Source organism: Novosphingobium sp. SG751A, assembly GCF_013149295.1.
Lineage (GTDB): Bacteria > Pseudomonadota > Alphaproteobacteria > Sphingomonadales > Sphingomonadaceae > Novosphingobium.
The window spans coordinates 150,741-167,601 of the sequence record NZ_JABGCB010000006.1; the positions used below are offsets into that span (position 1 = coordinate 150,741).

Genomic DNA, 16,861 nt, shown 5'->3' on the forward strand with positions numbered 1-16,861 from the left:
GCAAGGGAGTATTATGGCCTTTATAGATCAGGTCGGTGTTCTTGATGAAGACGAGGCCGGGCCGCGCTATCTGCGGCTGCAAAAGCTGTTGCGCAATGCCATCGACAGCCGCCGCCTGCCCGTCGGCAGCGCCTTGCCCAGCGAGCGCGAATTGGGCGAGGTCTATGCCCTCTCACGCGTGACGATCCGCAAGGCGATCGACAAACTGGTCGATGAAGGCCTGCTGGAGCGGCGTAAGGGCGCGGGCACCTTTGTCGGCGGTGCGGCCCCGGCGCAATCGGGGCGCGTGGAAAAGAGCATTTCCAAACTCTCCTCCTTTTCCGAAGACATGCTTTCGCGCGGGCGCAAGCCGTCGAGCCGCTGGCTGGACCGCAGCGAAGGCGCGGTGACGCCCGACGAGGCGCTTTCGTTGGGCCTCTCGCCCGGATCGCCGGTCTATCGGTTTCAGCGCATCCGCTATGCCGATGGCGAGACGATGGCGCTGGAGCATGTCGCGGTTCCGGCCTGGGGCCTGCCCTCGGCCGAGGCGGTGGAGGAGTCGCTCTATGACGCGCTCGATCTGCGCGGGTTGCGTCCGGTGCGGGTGTTGCAACGGGTGCGCGCGATTGGCTTTAACGCCGAACATGCCGCGCTGCTGGGGGTGGAGGAGGGCGATCCCTGCCTGTTCATCGACCGCCGCGCGTTTCTGCCCGATGGGCGGGTGATCGAGGTGGCGCAATGCTATTATCGCGGCGATGCCTATGATCTGGTCGCGGAATTGAGCCAGTCCTGAGACTGATGGCGGTTGGCGGGCCGATGGCTGGGTGGCCATCGGCGGTTTTGTCATGCGCGCCTTCCATGGCACATAATTGAGAATAATTCGCAATAACTTGACCTGAGGCGGTCTAACCGCTTGACCACATGCGCTCGCCCTCTTTAAACGCTACTGCGAATCAATCGCACTTTTAAAGGGGCCGTGTCATTTCCGTCTTCCGTTCTCGTCGCGCCATGCTCAGCATCTTTGTCGCCCCCGCTTTCTGCGCGCCCATGTTCTCCGTCCCCGCCATGGCGCAGGATGGCGACCCGCTGGTCACGCTCAACCCGATGAACGCCATCACCGTCACCGCTACCCGCCGCCCCACCACCATCGGCGAAGTCCCCGCCACCGTCTCGGTGATCAGCGCGCGCCAGATTGCGGACCAGATGGCCGCAGACATCAAGGACCTGGTCCGCTTTGAACCGGGCGTTTCGGTGCATCGCGCCCCGGCCCGTTTTGGCGCGGCCAGCGGCACCACCGGGCGCGACGGCAATGCGGGTTTCAACATTCGCGGGCTTGAGGGTAACCGGGTGCTGATGCAGGTCGATGGCGTGCGCGTGCCCGATGGGTTCGAATTTGGAGCGCAGGCCGCCGGGCGCGGCGATTATGTCGATCTGGGCCTTGTCAAATCGGTCGAGATCCTGCGCGGCCCCGCCTCGGCGCTCTATGGCAGCGATGGTCTGGCGGGCGCGGTCAGTTTCATCACCAGCGACCCCGAGGATTTCCTGAAAAACGGGCGCAACATTGCCGGTCTGGCCCGCGTCGGCTATGATTCCGCCGACAACAAGGCCACCGAAACCGGTATTCTGGCCGGACAATCGGGTGCATGGTCGGCGCTGGTCGCCTATACCCGCCGCGATGGGCATGAGCAGGAGAACAAGGGCAGCAATTATGCCGCCAATTCCACCCGCACCGCCGCCAATCCGCAGGACACCCAATCGAACGCCGTACTGGCCAAGCTGGTCTTTACGCCCTCTGCCGGACATCGCCTGCGCCTGACGCTCGATCATCTCGACAATCACACCTACACCAACGGGCTTTCCGGCATCGCGCCCGCTGCCGGCGCTTCGACCAGCGTGATCGGCCTGATCGGGCGCGATACGGTCCGGCGCGACCGGGTCAGCCTCGACTGGCGCTGGCAGGGGGCGGGCGCGATCGAGATGGCGCAGATCACCGGTTGGTATCAAAAATCCGACAATCGCGAATATTCGGCCGAGGATCGCTATACGGCGGCCGACCGCACGCGGCTCAACACTTTTGCCAATCGCGTGCTGGGTCTTTCGGCTGAACTGCACTCCAGCCTGAACACCGGGGCGCTTTCCCATGCGCTGGTCTATGGCGCGGATGCCAGTTTTACCCGGCAGGAGGGCCTGCGCGACGGCACCGTGCCGCCCACCAATGAGACCTTCCCCACCCGCGCCTTTCCGCCCACCGATTTCACGCTGGCGGGCTTCTATCTGGGCGATGAGATCGCAGTGGGGGGCAAGGTGTTGACGCTCTATCCGGTGCTGCGCTTCGACCATTACCGGCTCAGCCCCAAATCGGACGGCCTGACCTCGAACTTCACCGGGCAGGGGCAGAGCGGATCGCGCATCTCGCCCAAGATCGGCGCGCGGGTCAAACTGGGGCTGGTCAGTGTTTTCGGCAATTACGCGCAAGGCTTCAAGGCCCCCGCGCCCACGCAGGTCAACCAGTTCTTTGAAAACCTCGCCTATGGCTACACCTCGGTGCCCAACCCGAACCTGAAGCCGGAAACCAGCGAGACTTTCGAAGGCGGCATCCGCATCGCCCAAGGCGGCATCAGCGCCGGGATCACCGGCTTTACCGGCCGATACCGCGATTTCATCAGCCAGCAGGTGGTGAGCGGGGCATTCACCCCCAGCAATCCGGCGGTCTATCAGTTCATCAACCTCAACCGCGTGCGCATTTCGGGCGCCGAGGGGCAGATCGCGCTGCGGGCGAAGAACGGTCTGTCGGCCCGCATGGCCCTGTCCTATGCCACCGGCACCGTCACGGGCACCGATGGCGCAAGAACCCCGCTCTCCACCATCGACCCGCTCAAGCTGATCATGGGCCTGGGCTATGACGCGTCGGGGGGCCGCTTTGGCGGGCAGATCATCATGACCCATTCGGCACAAAAGGACATGTCGGCCACCAATGCCGCCGATTGCAGCAACAGCCTGTGCTATCGCCCCGGCGCTTTCACCATTCTCGACGCCACCGCCTATGTCCGCCTCGGACAGGCGCTGACGCTGCGCGCGGGCGTGTTCAACCTGACCAACGCCAAATACGCCTGGTGGAGCGATGTGCGCGGCCTTTCGGCCAGCTCGACCGTCACCGATGCCTATACCCAGCCGGGGCGCAATGCCTCCGTCTCGCTGACCGCGCGTTTCTGATCCCCATTTCCCCCCAATTCCCCAAGGACAATTCCCATGAAGAAAGCCCTTCTTGCTTCCCTCCTGCTGGGTCTGGCCATGACCCCGGCAGCGCCCGCCATGGCCGACGGCCCCGTCGCCCCGCGTTCAGCACAGGCCGATGCCCAGGCCTTTGCCGCTGATCGTGCCGCGATTTTGGCCATGGCGGGCGATTACAAGGTCACTTTCGATCTGCGCGAAACGACGAGCTGGCGCGGCGATTACACGCCGATCCCGTCCAAACTGTCGGGCGGGCATGAGGTGGTTCGTGTGATCGAGGATACCGGCCCCCATATCGCCCTGCAACACCTGTTGGTGGTGAAGGACGAGGGCGGCAGGACCATGGTCATCAAACATTGGCGGCAGGACTGGAATTACCAGCCGGAAAACGTCCTGACCTATGCGGGCAAGGGGGAGTGGAAGCTGGAGCCCATCCCGGCGGCGATGCGCGCGGGCCGCTGGTCGCAGACCGTGTGGCAGACCGATGATTCCCCGCGCTATGGCGGATGGGGCCAATGGAGCGATGAAGGCGGGGTGCGTCGTTGGCGGTCGAGCTGGACGCTGCGCCCGCTGGCCCGGCGCGATGCTGTGCGTCATCCGGCCTATGACCGCTATCTGGCCATCAACCGCCATTCGCCCACGCCCACCGGCTGGATCCACTGGCAGGACAATATGAAGGAAGGCCCCGACCCGGCAGGCTCGGGCAAGATCGTGCCCTTTGTGCAGGAATCGGGCCTCAACACCTATGTCCGCGACGGCAAGTTCGATGTGGCTGCGGCGGAAAGCTATTGGGCCGCGACCAAGGACTATTGGGCCGCAGTGCGCGGGGCATGGGACGAGATGATTGCGCGCCATCAGGGCGTGAAAGTGGCCGAAGTGGCCGAGACCGGATCGGCGGGCGCGGAAAGGCTGATGGGGCTGGCCGATGAGGTGAAGGCGGGAAAGATCACCACCGACAAGGCGGTTGCCGCCGCCCGCGCAGTGATTGCCGAGGTTACGCGCTAAGAGCGGCAGTTTGAGGCGCAAGGGCGGGGGAAGGCGATGCCCCCGCCCGTTTTGCTCAGGTCGTCTGCCAGCCTCCGGCCAGAGCACGGAACACATCCACCTCGGCAAAGGCGCTGGCGCGGCGCGCGGCCACCAGATCGGCCTCGGCCCCGGCCAATGTGCGCTGCGCGTCCAGCACGGTCAGGAAATCGACCTGACCTTCGCGCTGGCGGGCAAGGCTGATGCGGGCGGCGCGCATCGCTTCATCGCGGGCGCGCTTCAGAGTGTCGGCGCGCTGGCGGGCGTGCGAGAGGTTGGAGAGCGCCCGCTCGGTTTCCTCCAGCGCGACCAGCACCGCGCCATCGAATTGCGCCAGCGAGGCCTTGGATTCGGCCCGCGCCGCCGCGATCCGCGCCCGTGCCGCCACGATATTGGGAATGCTCCAACTGACCAGCGGACCTAGCGACCAGCGTGAGGCCGAAGAGCTGGTCACATCCATCCCGCCCAGCGCGCTGGCCCCGGCCGAGGCGCCCAGCGTAATGCGCGGGAATAGATCGGCCGTGGCCACCCCGATCCGCGCCGTATCCGCCGCAAGCCGCCTTTCGGCCGCGCGCACATCGGGCCGCCGCGCCAGCAATGCCGCGCCATCACCCACCGGAATGGGCTGCTTGAGCGTCGGCGTGGCAATCACGCCGCGCAGCGCGGCGGGCAGATCGCCCGGATTGCGTCCGGTCAGCGTGGCAAGGCGCAGCAGCGCGGCCTGACGGTCGGCCTGCAATTGCGGGATGGCGGCGGCCTGCTGGTCGCGCAGGGCCGTGACCCGGATCAGGTCGAGCCGGTCTGAGCGCCCCACATCGACCCGCGCCCCGGTGATGCGGATCGAGCGGTCGAGCAGGTCCACCGTATCGCGCGCCACCTTTTCGCGCTGGGCGCTGGTGGAGGCGTCGAGGTAGGCGCGTACCGTATCGGAGACCACCGCGAGGCGAACGGCATCCTCATCGGCTTGGGCTGCGGCGGCATCGCCCTTGGCCGCCTCGATCCCTCGACGCAGACGGCCAAAGGCATCGACCTCATAGGACAGCGCAAGGCCCCCATCATAGGCCCAGCGCTCGCGCGACTGGCCCGGAATGGTCTGGATCGAGGAGATCCGCTGGCGATTGGCCGAGGCCGAGAGCGTGGTTTCGGGCAGCAGGATCGGTGCGCGCGCGCCGGTCAGGCTGGCGCGGGCCGCCTCCACCCGTGCGGCCGCCACGCGGATGTCGGTGTTGGCGGCAAGGGCATCGCCCACGAGGCCGTCGAGCACCGGATCGCCATACATGGTCCACCAGTGATCGGCGGCGGGGGCGGCGGCAAAGGCCGGGGTTTCGGCCCCCATAAAGGGGGCCTTGGCCGAGGTGGAGGCAACGGGGGCCTTGTAATTGGGCCCCACGGCGCATCCGGACAACAGGCTAGTGGCGGCCAGCAGGCTGGAAGCCAAAGCCAAGGGAATGATGCGTGTCATCGCAAACTTCCTTATTCGGCCGGTTGCAGCGCGCCGCCGTGGCCCCGGCGACGCCGGGCCAGACGCAGCGCCAGTTTCCGGCACAGCACATAGAAGGTGGGGGTGAAGATCAGGCCAAAGCCGGTGACGCCTGCCATGCCGAAGAACACCGCCGTGCCCAGCGCCTGACGCAGTTCCGCCCCCGCGCCCGTGGCGATCACCAGAGGCACTGCGCCAAGGATGAAGGCAAGGCTGGTCATCAGGATCGGGCGCAGGCGGGTTTGCGAGGCATAGACCGCAGCATCCACCGGGTTCATGCCCTGCTCGTCCTCGGCCTGCTTGGCAAATTCCACCACAAGGATGGCGTTCTTGGCCGCCAGAGCGATCAGCACCACAAGGCCGATTTGCGTCAGGATATTGTTATCCATCCCCCGCAGATTGACCCCCAGCATGGCGGCCAGCAGACACATGGGTACGATCAGGATGATCGAAAGCGGCAGCGTCAGGCTTTCATATTGCGCAGCCAGCACGAGGAAGACGAAAAGCACGGCCATGCCAAAGACCATCGCGGCGGTGTTGCCCGCATGGGCCTGTTGATAGGCGATGTCGGTCCATTCGCCACCATAGCCGGGCGCCAGCGTTTCATCGGCCAGCTTTTCCATCGTGGCCAGCGACTGGCCGGTGGAGAAGCCGGGTGCGGTGTCGCCATCAATTTCCACGGCCGGTTGCAGGTTATAGCGCACCACGCGATAGGGCCCGGTCTTGTCCTCGAAATTGGCGACCGCACCGATGGGAACCATCTCGCCGGTGTTCGAGCGGGTTTTCAGGTTGGCAATATCGGCCACGGTCGAGCGGTGTTCCGGGTCGGCCTGCGCGGTGACGCGATAGGTGCGGCCCAAGAGGTTGAAGTCATTGACGAAGGCCGAACCGAGATAGACTTCGAGCGCTTCGAAGATACGCTCGGGCGGCACGCCCAGCAGGTCGGCTTTCTGGCGGTCGATATCGGCATAGACGCGCGGGGTGCCCACATCGAACAGAGTATAGACCTGCTTCAATCCGGCCTGCGCATTGGCCTTGGCGATCAGCGCCCAGGCCTGCGCATTGAGCGCATCATAGCCGCGCCCTTCGCGGTCCTGCAGCATGAAGCGATAGCCGCCCGCCGCGCCAAGACCCTGAATGACCGGGGGCGGCACAAGGATGATGCGCGCCTTGTCATAACCTGCCATGGCCTTGTTGGCCTGATCCATGATGCCCTGATAGGTCACGCCTTCGGCCTTGCGTTCGGCAAAGCTTTTGAAGGGGAAATAGATCGCGCCCGAATTGGGAGCCGAGGTGCGCGAAGGTCCGTGGAACCCGGCAAACATCACCGCCCCGCGCAGGCCCTTGATGGGCAGGATGCGCGCCGCCACATCGCGCACCACGCCGTCCGTGCGTTCGAGCGAGGCGCCCGAGGGCAATTGCACGATGGCCAGGAAATAGCCCTGATCCTGCGCCGGGATAAAGCCCGAGGGGGTGATGATGAACAGGCCCGCCGTGGCCGCGATCAGCACGCCATAGGCCGCCATCATGCGCTTTGGCATGGCCAGCAAACGGCGCGTCAGGCGGGCATAGGCCGCGCTCATCCGGTCAAAACCGGCGTTGAACCGGTCCGCGCCCGTTTGCAGCATCCGCCGCCAGCGCGACATATGCACATGGGCGGCATCCACATGGCCGCGCAGCAAAAGCGCCGCCATGGCAGGCGAGAGCGTCAGGCTGAGCAGCAGCGAGATGACCGTGGCGGTCGAGATGGTGACGGCGAACTGCTTGTAGAACTGGCCCGAAAGGCCGGTGATGAACAAGGTGGGCACGAACACCGCACACAGCACCAGTACGATGGCGACCAGGGCGGCGGCCACCTCGTCCATGGATGTGCGCGCCGCCTCAAGCGGGCTCATGCCCAGCGCCATATTGCGCTCGACATTTTCCACAACGACGATGGCGTCATCCACCACGATGCCGATGGCCAGCACCAAGCCAAACAGCGAGAGATTGTTGAGCGAGTAGCCGACAGCGGCCAGCATCACCGCCGTGCCGATGAGAGAAACGGGGATGGCCAGCACCGGAATGATCGCCGCGCGCCAGCTTTGCAGGAAGATGAGGATCACCAGCACCACCAGCACCACCGCTTCGAACAGCGTGTGATAGACCGCATCGATCGACTGGCTGATGAATTCGGTGGGGTTATAGATGGTGGAATATTCCATCCCCTTGGGGAAGGTCTTGGCAATCGTGTCCATCTCGGACTTGATGCGCGCGGCGGCGGCCAGAGCGTTCGAGCCGGGGCGCTGCATCACCGCGATGACCACGGTGGGCTTGTTCGAGAGATAGGTGTTGATGCCGTAATCCTGCGCGCCCAATTCAACGCGCGCCACATCGCGCACGCGGACCTGATGGCCGGCGGCATCGGTGCGGATCACCACATCATAGAACTGCTGCGGATCGGTCAGGCGACCTTGCGTTTCGACGCCAAGCTGGAAAGCCTCGCCTTTGGAATAGGGCGGCTGGCCCAGAGCGCCCGAGGACACCTGCACATTCTGTGCGCGCAGGGCCGCGACGATCTCGCCCGCCGTCAGGTTGAGCGCGGCGGCGCGCGAGGGATCAATCCACACGCGCATCGCATAATCGCGCCCGCCGAACAATTGCACATCGCCCACGCCGTCAAGCCGGGCCAGACGGTCGCGCACCTGCGTCAGCGCATAGTTCGAGATATAGTCGCGCGGCAGGCTGCCGTCGGGCGATTGCAGATTGACCACCATCAGGAAGTCAGGGCTGGTCTTGCGCGTCACCACGCCCAGCCGCTGAACCTCTTGCGGCAGGCGCGGCACGGCAATCGCCACGCGGTTCTGCACCAAGACCTGCGCGGCATCGAGATCCGTGCCGATCTTGAAAGTGGCCGTGATCGTCACCTTGCCGTCGCCGGTCGACTGGCTGCTCATATAGAGCATATTGTCGACGCCGTTGATTTCCTGCTCGATGGGCGTGGCGACGGTGGCCGCCACGGTTTCGGCCGAAGCGCCAGGGTATTGGGCGGAAACGGTGACCGTGGGCGGCACCACTTCGGGATATTGCGAGACGGGCAGGCCGATAAAGGCCAGCGCGCCCACCACGGTGATAAGCACCGCCAGCACCGCCGCAAAGATCGGGCGGTCTATGAAGAAACGGGAAAAGCGCATGGGGGGATGCCCTTTGGGTTTATCGCGCCAGCGTCGCTTGCGCGGCGGCGGGGGTGTTGATCGCGGTGGGGGCGGCGGTGGGCGCCTGCGCGGTGATGGTGGCGGGGCGGGTGTTCACCTTGGCGCCCGGCATGGCGGCCTGAAGATTGGTGATGGCCACGCGGTCGGTCGGGGCAAGGCCCGAACGGATTACGCGCAGGCCCCGCACCACCGGACCCAGCGTAACGGGCTTGGCAGCCAGCGTGCCGTCCTTGCCGACCACCAGCACGGTCTTGCGTGCCTGATCGGACTGGATCGCTTCGTCGGGAACCAGCAGTGCCTGCACCGTGCCGCCATGACTCAGACGCATCGCGCCGAACATGCCGGGGGTCAGGAACAGGCCGGGGTTGGCCAGCAGCGCGCGGCCGCGGATGGTGCCGGAATGCGGATCAAGGCCATTGTCGGTAAAGTCCAATTGGCCCTGATGGCGGTAATCGGCCTCGTCCTGAAGCTTGATTTCGACCTTGGTGCTGGTGTTGCCATTGGCCCGGTCGCGCTGGGCTTTCAGGTAAAGCGCTTCGGAGGAATCGAAGGTGAAATAGATCGGATCGAGCGCGTTGATGGTGGTGAGCAGCGTGGCATTGGCGCCTTCGCCTGCGGCCACCAGATTGCCGACATCGACGCGGCGGTCGGAAATGCGGCCTGCAATGGGGGCGCGGACCTGGGTAAATTCCATGTCCAGCGCGCGGGTCTGCTGGCGCGCCTCTGCGGCGGCAAGGGCGGCCTGTGCGGCCTGAAGCCGGGCCTTGAGTCCATCGAGTTCGCCCGCCGAAATCGCTTCATCGCCTGACAGGCGCGATGCGCGGGCCAGATCGTTGCGGGCCAGCGCCAGCGTGCTGCGCGCCGAGGCGACATTGGCCGCAGCCTCAGCCAAAGCGGCGCGATAGGGGCGCTGGTCGATGGTGAAGAGCAGTTGGCCTTTTTGCACGATGTCGCCATCGCGGAAATGGCGCGCCGTGATCTGGCCGCCCACGCGCGGGCGCAGTTCTACGCTCTGGCTGGGGGCGAAACGGCCCACGTAATCGTCCCATTGCGTGACCGATGCGACCATCGGCGCGGCCACGCCAAGGGTGGGCGTGGGCATGGCGGCGGCGGTGGCGCTGTCATGATGCAGCGCTCTCCAGCCAAACCCGCCGGCAAGCGCAAGCGCGAGCGTCACCCAGGTGATGCGGCGGAAAAGGGGGGATTGGCCGGTATCACGCTCTGTATCGCGCTGATAGGCATTGTCGAGGTGAGAGGTCAGCATGTCCATTGGATCGGCTCCGGGCAGGCAGGAAAACGCGCAAGGGACGGCTGCGCCGCGCGCTATCAGAGGCACGCCAACGGACCTTCCCCGGCGCGCCGGGTAGAGATGGATGGCGGGCGTGATGCCCGCGCAGGGATGGGATAAAACCGGCCCCGTCCGCGACGCGCGGGGGGGTGGGGGGGATTGCGCCCCGGACGGGAACCGGTCTGGGCAAACGACGTTTGGGGTAAACGCCGCGCCTTGGGTCGGACGCGCTGTTCAGGCGCCCGTTGAAAGGGACGAACCGGGCAGGAACGGACGGTCCTGCACTTGGTGGACGGGGGGGTAGTCGGCCCGTGCCCTTTCAATACCAAGCGGTATAAAATAGGACGGCCCGGTCGTCAATAGTATTTTTATACCGAGCGGTATTTTTAAATCATGTTATTGAAAATAAATTGATTTATCTTAACGGCCGGGCCAGATCGCCAGAGTCGTCGCCACCAGCCGTTCCAGTTCGACCGGGGTAGCGCCCGAGCGGGCCTGCACCGTCATGCCCTGAAGGATCGCGGTCAGGTAATGGGCCATGGCCGCCGGATCGACGCCGGGGGGGAAATCGCCCTCATCGCGGGCGCGTTCAAAGCGCTCGATGATCGCGCGGTCGGTGGCCAGACGCAGCGAGGTAATCTCGTCGCGGATCGAGTCGGCGTAATTGGTGCAGGCCACTGCGCTCACCACGCTCAGGCATCCGCGTGGGTCATTGCCGGTCTGCATCGCCAGCGATCCGCGCAGGAAAGCCTCGGCCACGCCCTTGGCCGTGGGCGCGGTCAGCCCGGCGCGCACATAGGCCAGCTTTTCCTTTTCATACAGATCCAGCGCCTTGCGAAACAAGGCTTCCTTATTGCCGAAACAGGCGTAAAGGCTGGGCTTGGTGATGCCCATAGCCTCGGTCAATTCGGCCATCGAGGCGCCTTCATAGCCCCGTTCCCAAAACACCTTGAGCGCGGCGGTCAGGGCGGCATCGGGACAGAACTGTCGCGGGCGGCCCCGATGGGAAGAGCCCTGATGCGATGAATTGGGCGCCACGATGGTGTCAGGATCGAATTTCATACCACGCAGTATATAAGAGTTTTGTGACATGGTCCATAGCACTTGCCGCGACCTGCCGCAGGAATCCTGACGGTTGTCCGCTTTGCTGCGATGCAGCATGGGGCTTGCGCCAATGCCATCTTTCTGGGAAACTTCACGAATCGCGTGAGGAGAACCGGTTATGACGGGGATCATCGACCCAACGCCCGGCCCGGCTGTGCCCGGTGGCAAAAGCGCCATCCTGCCCGCGCGGCCCGAGGCGATACGCATCGACCCGGCCGGCACGGCGGTGGTCGTCATCGACATGCAGAATGCCTATGCCTCGCCGGGCGGCTATGTTGATCTGGCCGGGTTTGACATTAGCGGAGCGGCGGGCGTGATAGGTCGTATCGCGCAGGTGCTGGATACCGCGCGCGAGGCCGGGGTTCAGGTGGTTTTCCTGCAAAACGGCTGGGACGGCGATTATGTCGAGGCAGGCGGGCCGGGATCGCCCAACTGGCATAAATCCAATGCGCTCAAGACCATGCGCGCAAGGCCCGAATTACAGGGCAAGCTGTTGGCGCGCGGGAGCTGGGATTATGAACTGGTCGATGCGTTAAAGCCGCAGCCCGGCGACATTCGCGTTCACAAGACACGCTACAGCGCCTTTTTCAACTCGCAACTCGACAGCGTGCTGCGTTCGCGCGGGATCAGGACCATCGTCTTTGTCGGCATCGCCAGCAATGTCTGCGTCGAATCGACCCTGCGCGATGCGTTCCATCTGGAATATTTCAGCGTAATGCTGGAGGATGCCACTCACCATCTGGGCCCCGATTTCGTCCTTCAGGCCACAATCTATAATGTCGAGAAATTCTTCGGCTGGGTCAGCACGGTGGGCGATTTCTGCGGCAGTCTGGGCCAATTGCCCAAGGGAGGGGAATGATGCCTTTCGAGCCGATCAATCCGCCGGAATTTCCCACCCCCATCGCGCCCTATTCCGCAGGCGCGAAGGCGGGCAACATGGTTTATGTCTCAGGCGTGCTGGCGCTGGACGAGGGAGGCGTGGTGCTGCATGTGGGCGATGCGGCGGCGCAGACGCGCCATATTCTGGACGTGATCGCCATCACGCTGGAGGCGGCGGGTGCGACCATGGCGGATGTGGCGATGAACCATATCTTCCTGAAAGACCTGAATGATTACGCCGCCTTCAATCAAGTTTACGCGCAGTATTTCCCCGGCGACAAGCCTGCGCGCTATTGCATCCGGGCCGATCTGGTCAAACCTGATTGTCTGGTCGAGATTGCCAGCGTGGCGCATATCGGGTGATGCTGGCGGCGGCGGACCTTTATTATGAAGAACATGGGCGAGCCGACGCGCCGCCCCTGATCCTGTCGAGCGGTCTGGGCGGATCGGCGGCCTATTGGCGGCCCAATCTGGCCGCGCTTTCCCGCCATTTCCGCGTTATTGCCTATGATCATCGCGGCACGGGGCGCAGCGACAGGGCCTTGCCCCAGCATGTGACACTGGCCGATCTGGGGGCTGATATGTTGGCGCTGATGGACAGGCTGGGCATCGCGCGGGCCGGGATAATCGGCCATGCGATTGGCGGGATGGCCGCGCTGGAGGCAGCGCGCGCCGCGCCGGACAGGGTTGATCGGATCGTCATCATCAACGGCTGGGCGCGGCTTGATCCGCAGACAGCGCGTTGTTTCGATGTACGGCTCAAGCTTTTGCGCAAGGCCGGAGCACAGGCCTATCTGGAGGCACAACCTTTGTTCCTCTTCCCGCCCGACTGGCTGAGCGAGCATGACGCGGCCCTGCGCGAGGAGAGCGAGTATCATCTGGCCCACTGGCCGGGCGATGCGGCGATGGAAAAGCGCATCGCGGCTGCGCGCGCTTTTGATGCCACGCGCTGGCTGTATCACGTCGCCTCGCCGGTTTTTGCCATCAGCGCGGCCGACGATCTGCTGGTGCCCTGGCGCAATTCGCAGGCCCTCGTTGAGGCGCTGCCCCATGGCGTCCATCGTCATCTCGACTGGGGCGGCCACGCGCTTAATGTCACCGCATCCGAACGGTTCAACCGCGACATCCTCGACTGGCTGACCAGTGGGGCCACACCTTTTAGGAGCTAGCCTCATGCAAGTCGGCGTTTTCGTGCCCATCAACAACAATGGCTGGCTGATCAGCGAGAACGCCCCGCAGTACCACCCCAGCTTCGACCTCAACAAGCAGATCGCGCAAAGCGCCGAGAAATACGGGCTCGATTTCCTGCTCTCGATGATCAAACTGCGCGGGTTTGGCGGCAAGACGCAGTTTTGGGAATATGGGCTGGAGAGCTTCACGCTGATGGCGGGGCTGGCGGCCGTCACGGAAAAGATCAAGATCTACGCCACTTGCCCCACGCTGGTCATTCCGCCCGCCTTTGCCGCGCGTATGTGCAGCACCATCGACAGCATCAGCCATGGGCGCTTTGGCCTCAACCTCATCACCGGGTGGCAGCCGCCAGAATATACCCAGATGGGCGTGTGGCCCGGCGATGAGCATTTCCGCAACCGCTATCAGATGCTTGACGAATATGCCCATATTCTGCGCGAATTATGGGCAAGCGGCGTGTCCGATTTCAAAGGCGACTATTACCGGATGGAGGATTGCCGCGTCCGGCCCCAGCCCGAAGGCGATATGAAGATCATTTGCGCCGGGTCATCCGATGCCGGTCTGGCCTTCTCGGCCAAATGGGCGGATTATGCTTTCTGCCTCGGCAAGGGCGTCAACACGCCGACGGCCTTTTCCTTCAACAATGACCGTCTGGCCAAGGCGCTGGAGGCGACGGGGCGCGATGTTCAGGTCTTTGTGCTGGTGATGATTATCGCCGCCGAGACGGATGAAGAAGCGATGGCCAAGTGGAAGAGCTATAATGACGGCGTCGATCTGGAAGCCATCGCATGGCTGGCCGAACAGGGGGCCAAGGATAAGGTCAACACCGACACCAATGTCCGCCAGTTGGCCGCCCCGGAAGGCGCGGTGAACATCAATATGGGCACGCTGGTCGGCTCCTATACCAGCGTGGCGCGGATGCTGGATGAAATGGCGCTGGTGCCTAATACGGGCGGGGTGCTGCTGACTTTCGACGATTTTGTCGAAGGGGTGGAGGCTTTCGGCACCCGCATCCAGCCTTTGATGGCCAGTCGCGCATGAAAAGCCGGAAATAGCAGGGCAATACGCCAAATTGCATCCGAACCTTTTGCCGAACTCGCTTGGCAAAGGGCGCAAAGGCATGAAAACAGGGATGATCCTATTGGCCAAGGAATCCCGCTATGCCGAAACTGTTTCCGATCCTGCTTTGCGGCGCGGCGCTGATCCCGGCGCAGGCCATGGCAGCCACCCCGGCCATCGCCTTTATCGACGCCACCGTGTTCGATGGCACGGGCGCGGCGCCGGTCCGGGAAAGCGTACTGGTGCAAAATGGGCGGATCGTGGCGGTGGGGGCAAAGCTCAAACTGCCCGCAGGCACGCGCAAGGTGGCCGCGCAGGGCAAGGCGCTGCTCCCCGGCTTCTTCGACGTTCACACCCATTGGACGCCGGGCGGATCGCCCGAAACCACGCCCCAGATCGCCACCGCCTATGTCCAGTCGGGCATCACCACGGTCAATGATTTCCACCAGCAGCCCGAATCCTATGCCCCGCGCCGGGCATGGCTGGCGCAATTGGTGGCCCCTCATGTCAATTTCGCCGCCCGCATCAGCACGCCGGGCGGCCACGGCGCCGACTGGGCCGATCAGGCCACTACAATCTGGATCAACACGCCCGAGGCCGCCCGCGCAGCGATCAAAAGCCTCGAAGCCTATAAGCCCGACCTCATCAAGGCCTTCACCGACGGCTGGCGCTATGGCGCCGCGCCCGACAACACCAGCATGGACCGCTGGACGCTGAAAGCTCTGAGCGATGAGGCGCATAAGCGGGGCTGGTCGGTGCTGACCCATACGGTGACGGTCGAGCGCGGGGTGGCGGCCTCGATGGCGGGGGTGGATTCGCTGGGGCACGTCATTCAGGATCGCCCCGCCACACCTGATGAAGTGGCCCAGATCGCCAAAAGCGGGATGGGCATGGCCCCCACGCTGGCCGTCTATGACCCGGACAAGCCCGGCCAGCCCAAGGCCGATGAAACGCGCCAGCGTAAATTCTCCTATGCGCTCAAAAATGTGAAGGCGCTGTTTGACGCAGGCGTGCCGATTTCGGTTGGGACGGATGCGGGCATGCCCGGCACGCCCCACGGCCTCTCCACCCTGCATGAACTCGAACTGCTGGTGCGCGCGGGTTTGACGCCCGCGCAGGCGCTGGTGGCCGCCACGCAGACCAGCGCGAAAGTGATGCGTCTGGACGGCGATCGCGGCACGATTGCGCCGGGCAAGCGCGCCGACATTCTCCTGATCGACGGCAAGCCATGGGAGAATATCGGGGACATTCACAAGATCGCGCAGGTCTATATTGACGGCCGTCTGGTCAGCGGGGCGGGCGCGCCGCCCTTGCCCGCCGCCAATCTGGCCAAGGCGCTGCCCTCGGTCAAAATCGCCGCGCTGGTCGATGATTTCGAGCGCAAGGACCGCCGCTCCTCGCTCGACACTTTGCGGCTGGAAACCGGCGATGGCGGCATGGACCGCACGGTCGAGATCACCCAGACCGTGCCGCGCGAGGGCGGGGGGCAGGCTTTGCTGCTTTCGGCGAAAATGGCTATGAAGGGCGATGCCTATGCCGGGTTTGCCGTGCCGCTGACGCGCGGTTCGGTGGTGCCGGTCAATCTGGCGGGGTATAAGGGTATCCGCTTCGATATCCGGGGCGAAGGGGCCTATGTCCTGCGCCTCAACGGTCTGGACGGCGTATGGAGCGCGCCGGTGTCGGGCGGCGCGCAATGGGCCAGCGTTGAGGTGCCTTTCACGGCGCTGGTCGCCGCCGCACAGCGGGGCAAGACGGGGCCTGCCTTTACCGGCGATGGCATCGTACAGCTCGAACTGGGCGGATCGCGTGAGGGCGGTCAGCGGCTCTGGGTCGAGGTGGACAACATCACATTCTATTGATCGCCCTATTGATCGCGGGCACCCGGCGTTTCACCGCGGCAATCAGCTCGGGCAGGCTTGACACCTGCTCGACCCCGTAACGCGCGCCGGTGATGTCCACATTGCCCTTGCGCCAATATCCGGGCGGACACAGCACGATCAGCTTGCCGCCGCGCGCGTAGAGGCCCATTTCCAGCAGGCTGATCGGGCTTTGCGATCCGGGCGAGAAATAGAGGACGATGACATCGGCGCTTTCCAGCGCGCCCAGTTCCCATTCGACCTGACGGCGAAATTCCGGTTCATCGGCCTCGGGGCGCCACTTGGGGTTCCAGTCGGGGCGGCGGGGGTTGAGGATCACCACATTGTCGGGCCCCAGCGCTTCGATCATGCCCTTTTGCCAGTCGGGCGCATTGCCCATGTCGATGCTGCCGCCCAGAAAGACGCGGGGGAGATCATGCGCGGCGGGCAAAGGCTCGGGGGAGGTGATGACCGTCGAGGTTTGGGCATGGGCAAGGGGAGCGCCTAAAAGCAGGGCGCCAAGAAGCAGGGAGGGGGACAAAAGCATTCTCATGGGCCCGCGATAATGCCCAAGCGC

At 64.5% G+C, this 16,861-nt stretch carries 13 protein-coding genes; 8 read left to right on the forward strand and 5 right to left on the reverse strand.

Features of this window, described 5'->3' with window-relative positions; all coding sequences use genetic code 11:
* Window positions 1-13 precede the first annotated feature (13 nt).
* The 3 genes from FHW96_RS09870 (at window position 14) to FHW96_RS09880 (ending at window position 4,215) form a co-directional block, all read left to right on the forward strand.
* Window positions 14-772, forward strand: a complete 759-nt coding sequence (locus FHW96_RS09870) for a GntR family transcriptional regulator (RefSeq protein WP_172340398.1) — start codon at window positions 14-16, stop codon at window positions 770-772.
* Between the two features lie 215 nt (window positions 773-987).
* The gene (locus FHW96_RS09875; protein WP_172340399.1) at window positions 988-3,192 is read left to right on the forward strand and encodes a TonB-dependent hemoglobin/transferrin/lactoferrin family receptor; all 2,205 of its coding nucleotides are present in this window, start codon (window positions 988-990) and stop codon (window positions 3,190-3,192) included.
* A 36-nt stretch (window positions 3,193-3,228) separates the two neighbouring features.
* Complete coding sequence (locus FHW96_RS09880; RefSeq protein ID WP_172340400.1) at window positions 3,229-4,215, forward strand: DUF6607 family protein; 987 nt, start codon at window positions 3,229-3,231, stop codon at window positions 4,213-4,215.
* Window positions 4,216-4,270: 55 nt separating this feature from the next.
* Here the strand turns inward: FHW96_RS09880 and FHW96_RS09885 are convergent, their stop codons facing one another.
* From FHW96_RS09885 to FHW96_RS09900, 4 genes are all read right to left on the reverse strand, one after another.
* The gene (locus FHW96_RS09885) at window positions 4,271-5,695 is read right to left on the reverse strand and encodes an efflux transporter outer membrane subunit (RefSeq protein WP_172340401.1); all 1,425 of its coding nucleotides are present in this window, start codon (window positions 5,693-5,695) and stop codon (window positions 4,271-4,273) included.
* 11 nt (window positions 5,696-5,706) lie between these two features.
* A complete protein-coding gene (locus FHW96_RS09890; protein WP_172340402.1) occupies window positions 5,707-8,886 on the reverse strand; it encodes an efflux RND transporter permease subunit in 3,180 nt (1,059 codons plus the stop codon).
* Window positions 8,887-8,905: 19 nt separating this feature from the next.
* Window positions 8,906-10,177 (reverse strand): efflux RND transporter periplasmic adaptor subunit, encoded by a 1,272-nt coding sequence (locus FHW96_RS09895; protein WP_172340403.1) that lies wholly within the window; start codon window positions 10,175-10,177, stop codon window positions 8,906-8,908.
* Window positions 10,178-10,615: 438 nt separating this feature from the next.
* Window positions 10,616-11,257, reverse strand: coding sequence for a TetR/AcrR family transcriptional regulator (locus FHW96_RS09900; RefSeq protein WP_172340404.1), 642 nt, complete (start codon window positions 11,255-11,257; stop codon window positions 10,616-10,618).
* 160 nt (window positions 11,258-11,417) lie between these two features.
* Here FHW96_RS09900 and rutB point away from each other — a divergent pair, with 160 nt between their 5' ends.
* The 5 genes from rutB (at window position 11,418) to FHW96_RS09925 (ending at window position 16,287) form a co-directional block, all read left to right on the forward strand.
* Window positions 11,418-12,158: a pyrimidine utilization protein B gene (rutB, locus tag FHW96_RS09905; RefSeq protein WP_172340405.1), complete on the forward strand. Its 741-nt coding sequence runs from the start codon at window positions 11,418-11,420 to the stop codon at window positions 12,156-12,158.
* On the forward strand, window positions 12,158-12,541 hold the full coding sequence (rutC, locus tag FHW96_RS09910) for a pyrimidine utilization protein C (RefSeq protein ID WP_172340547.1): 384 nt from the start codon (window positions 12,158-12,160) through the stop codon (window positions 12,539-12,541). The genes rutB and rutC overlap by 1 nt, the downstream gene beginning before the upstream one ends.
* Window positions 12,541-13,347, forward strand: a complete 807-nt coding sequence (rutD, locus tag FHW96_RS09915) for a pyrimidine utilization protein D (protein WP_172340548.1) — start codon at window positions 12,541-12,543, stop codon at window positions 13,345-13,347. The genes rutC and rutD overlap by 1 nt, the downstream gene beginning before the upstream one ends.
* A 4-nt stretch (window positions 13,348-13,351) precedes the next feature.
* Window positions 13,352-14,410 (forward strand): pyrimidine utilization protein A, encoded by a 1,059-nt coding sequence (gene rutA / locus FHW96_RS09920; RefSeq protein ID WP_172340406.1) that lies wholly within the window; start codon window positions 13,352-13,354, stop codon window positions 14,408-14,410.
* Between the two features lie 119 nt (window positions 14,411-14,529).
* On the forward strand, window positions 14,530-16,287 hold the full coding sequence (locus tag FHW96_RS09925; protein ID WP_172340407.1) for an amidohydrolase family protein: 1,758 nt from the start codon (window positions 14,530-14,532) through the stop codon (window positions 16,285-16,287).
* Here the strand turns inward: FHW96_RS09925 and FHW96_RS09930 are convergent.
* Window positions 16,274-16,831, reverse strand: coding sequence for a nucleoside 2-deoxyribosyltransferase domain-containing protein (locus FHW96_RS09930; protein ID WP_253950857.1), 558 nt, complete (start codon window positions 16,829-16,831; stop codon window positions 16,274-16,276). The two genes, FHW96_RS09925 and FHW96_RS09930, sit on opposite strands and share 14 nt — an antisense overlap.
* Window positions 16,832-16,861 lie beyond the last annotated feature (30 nt).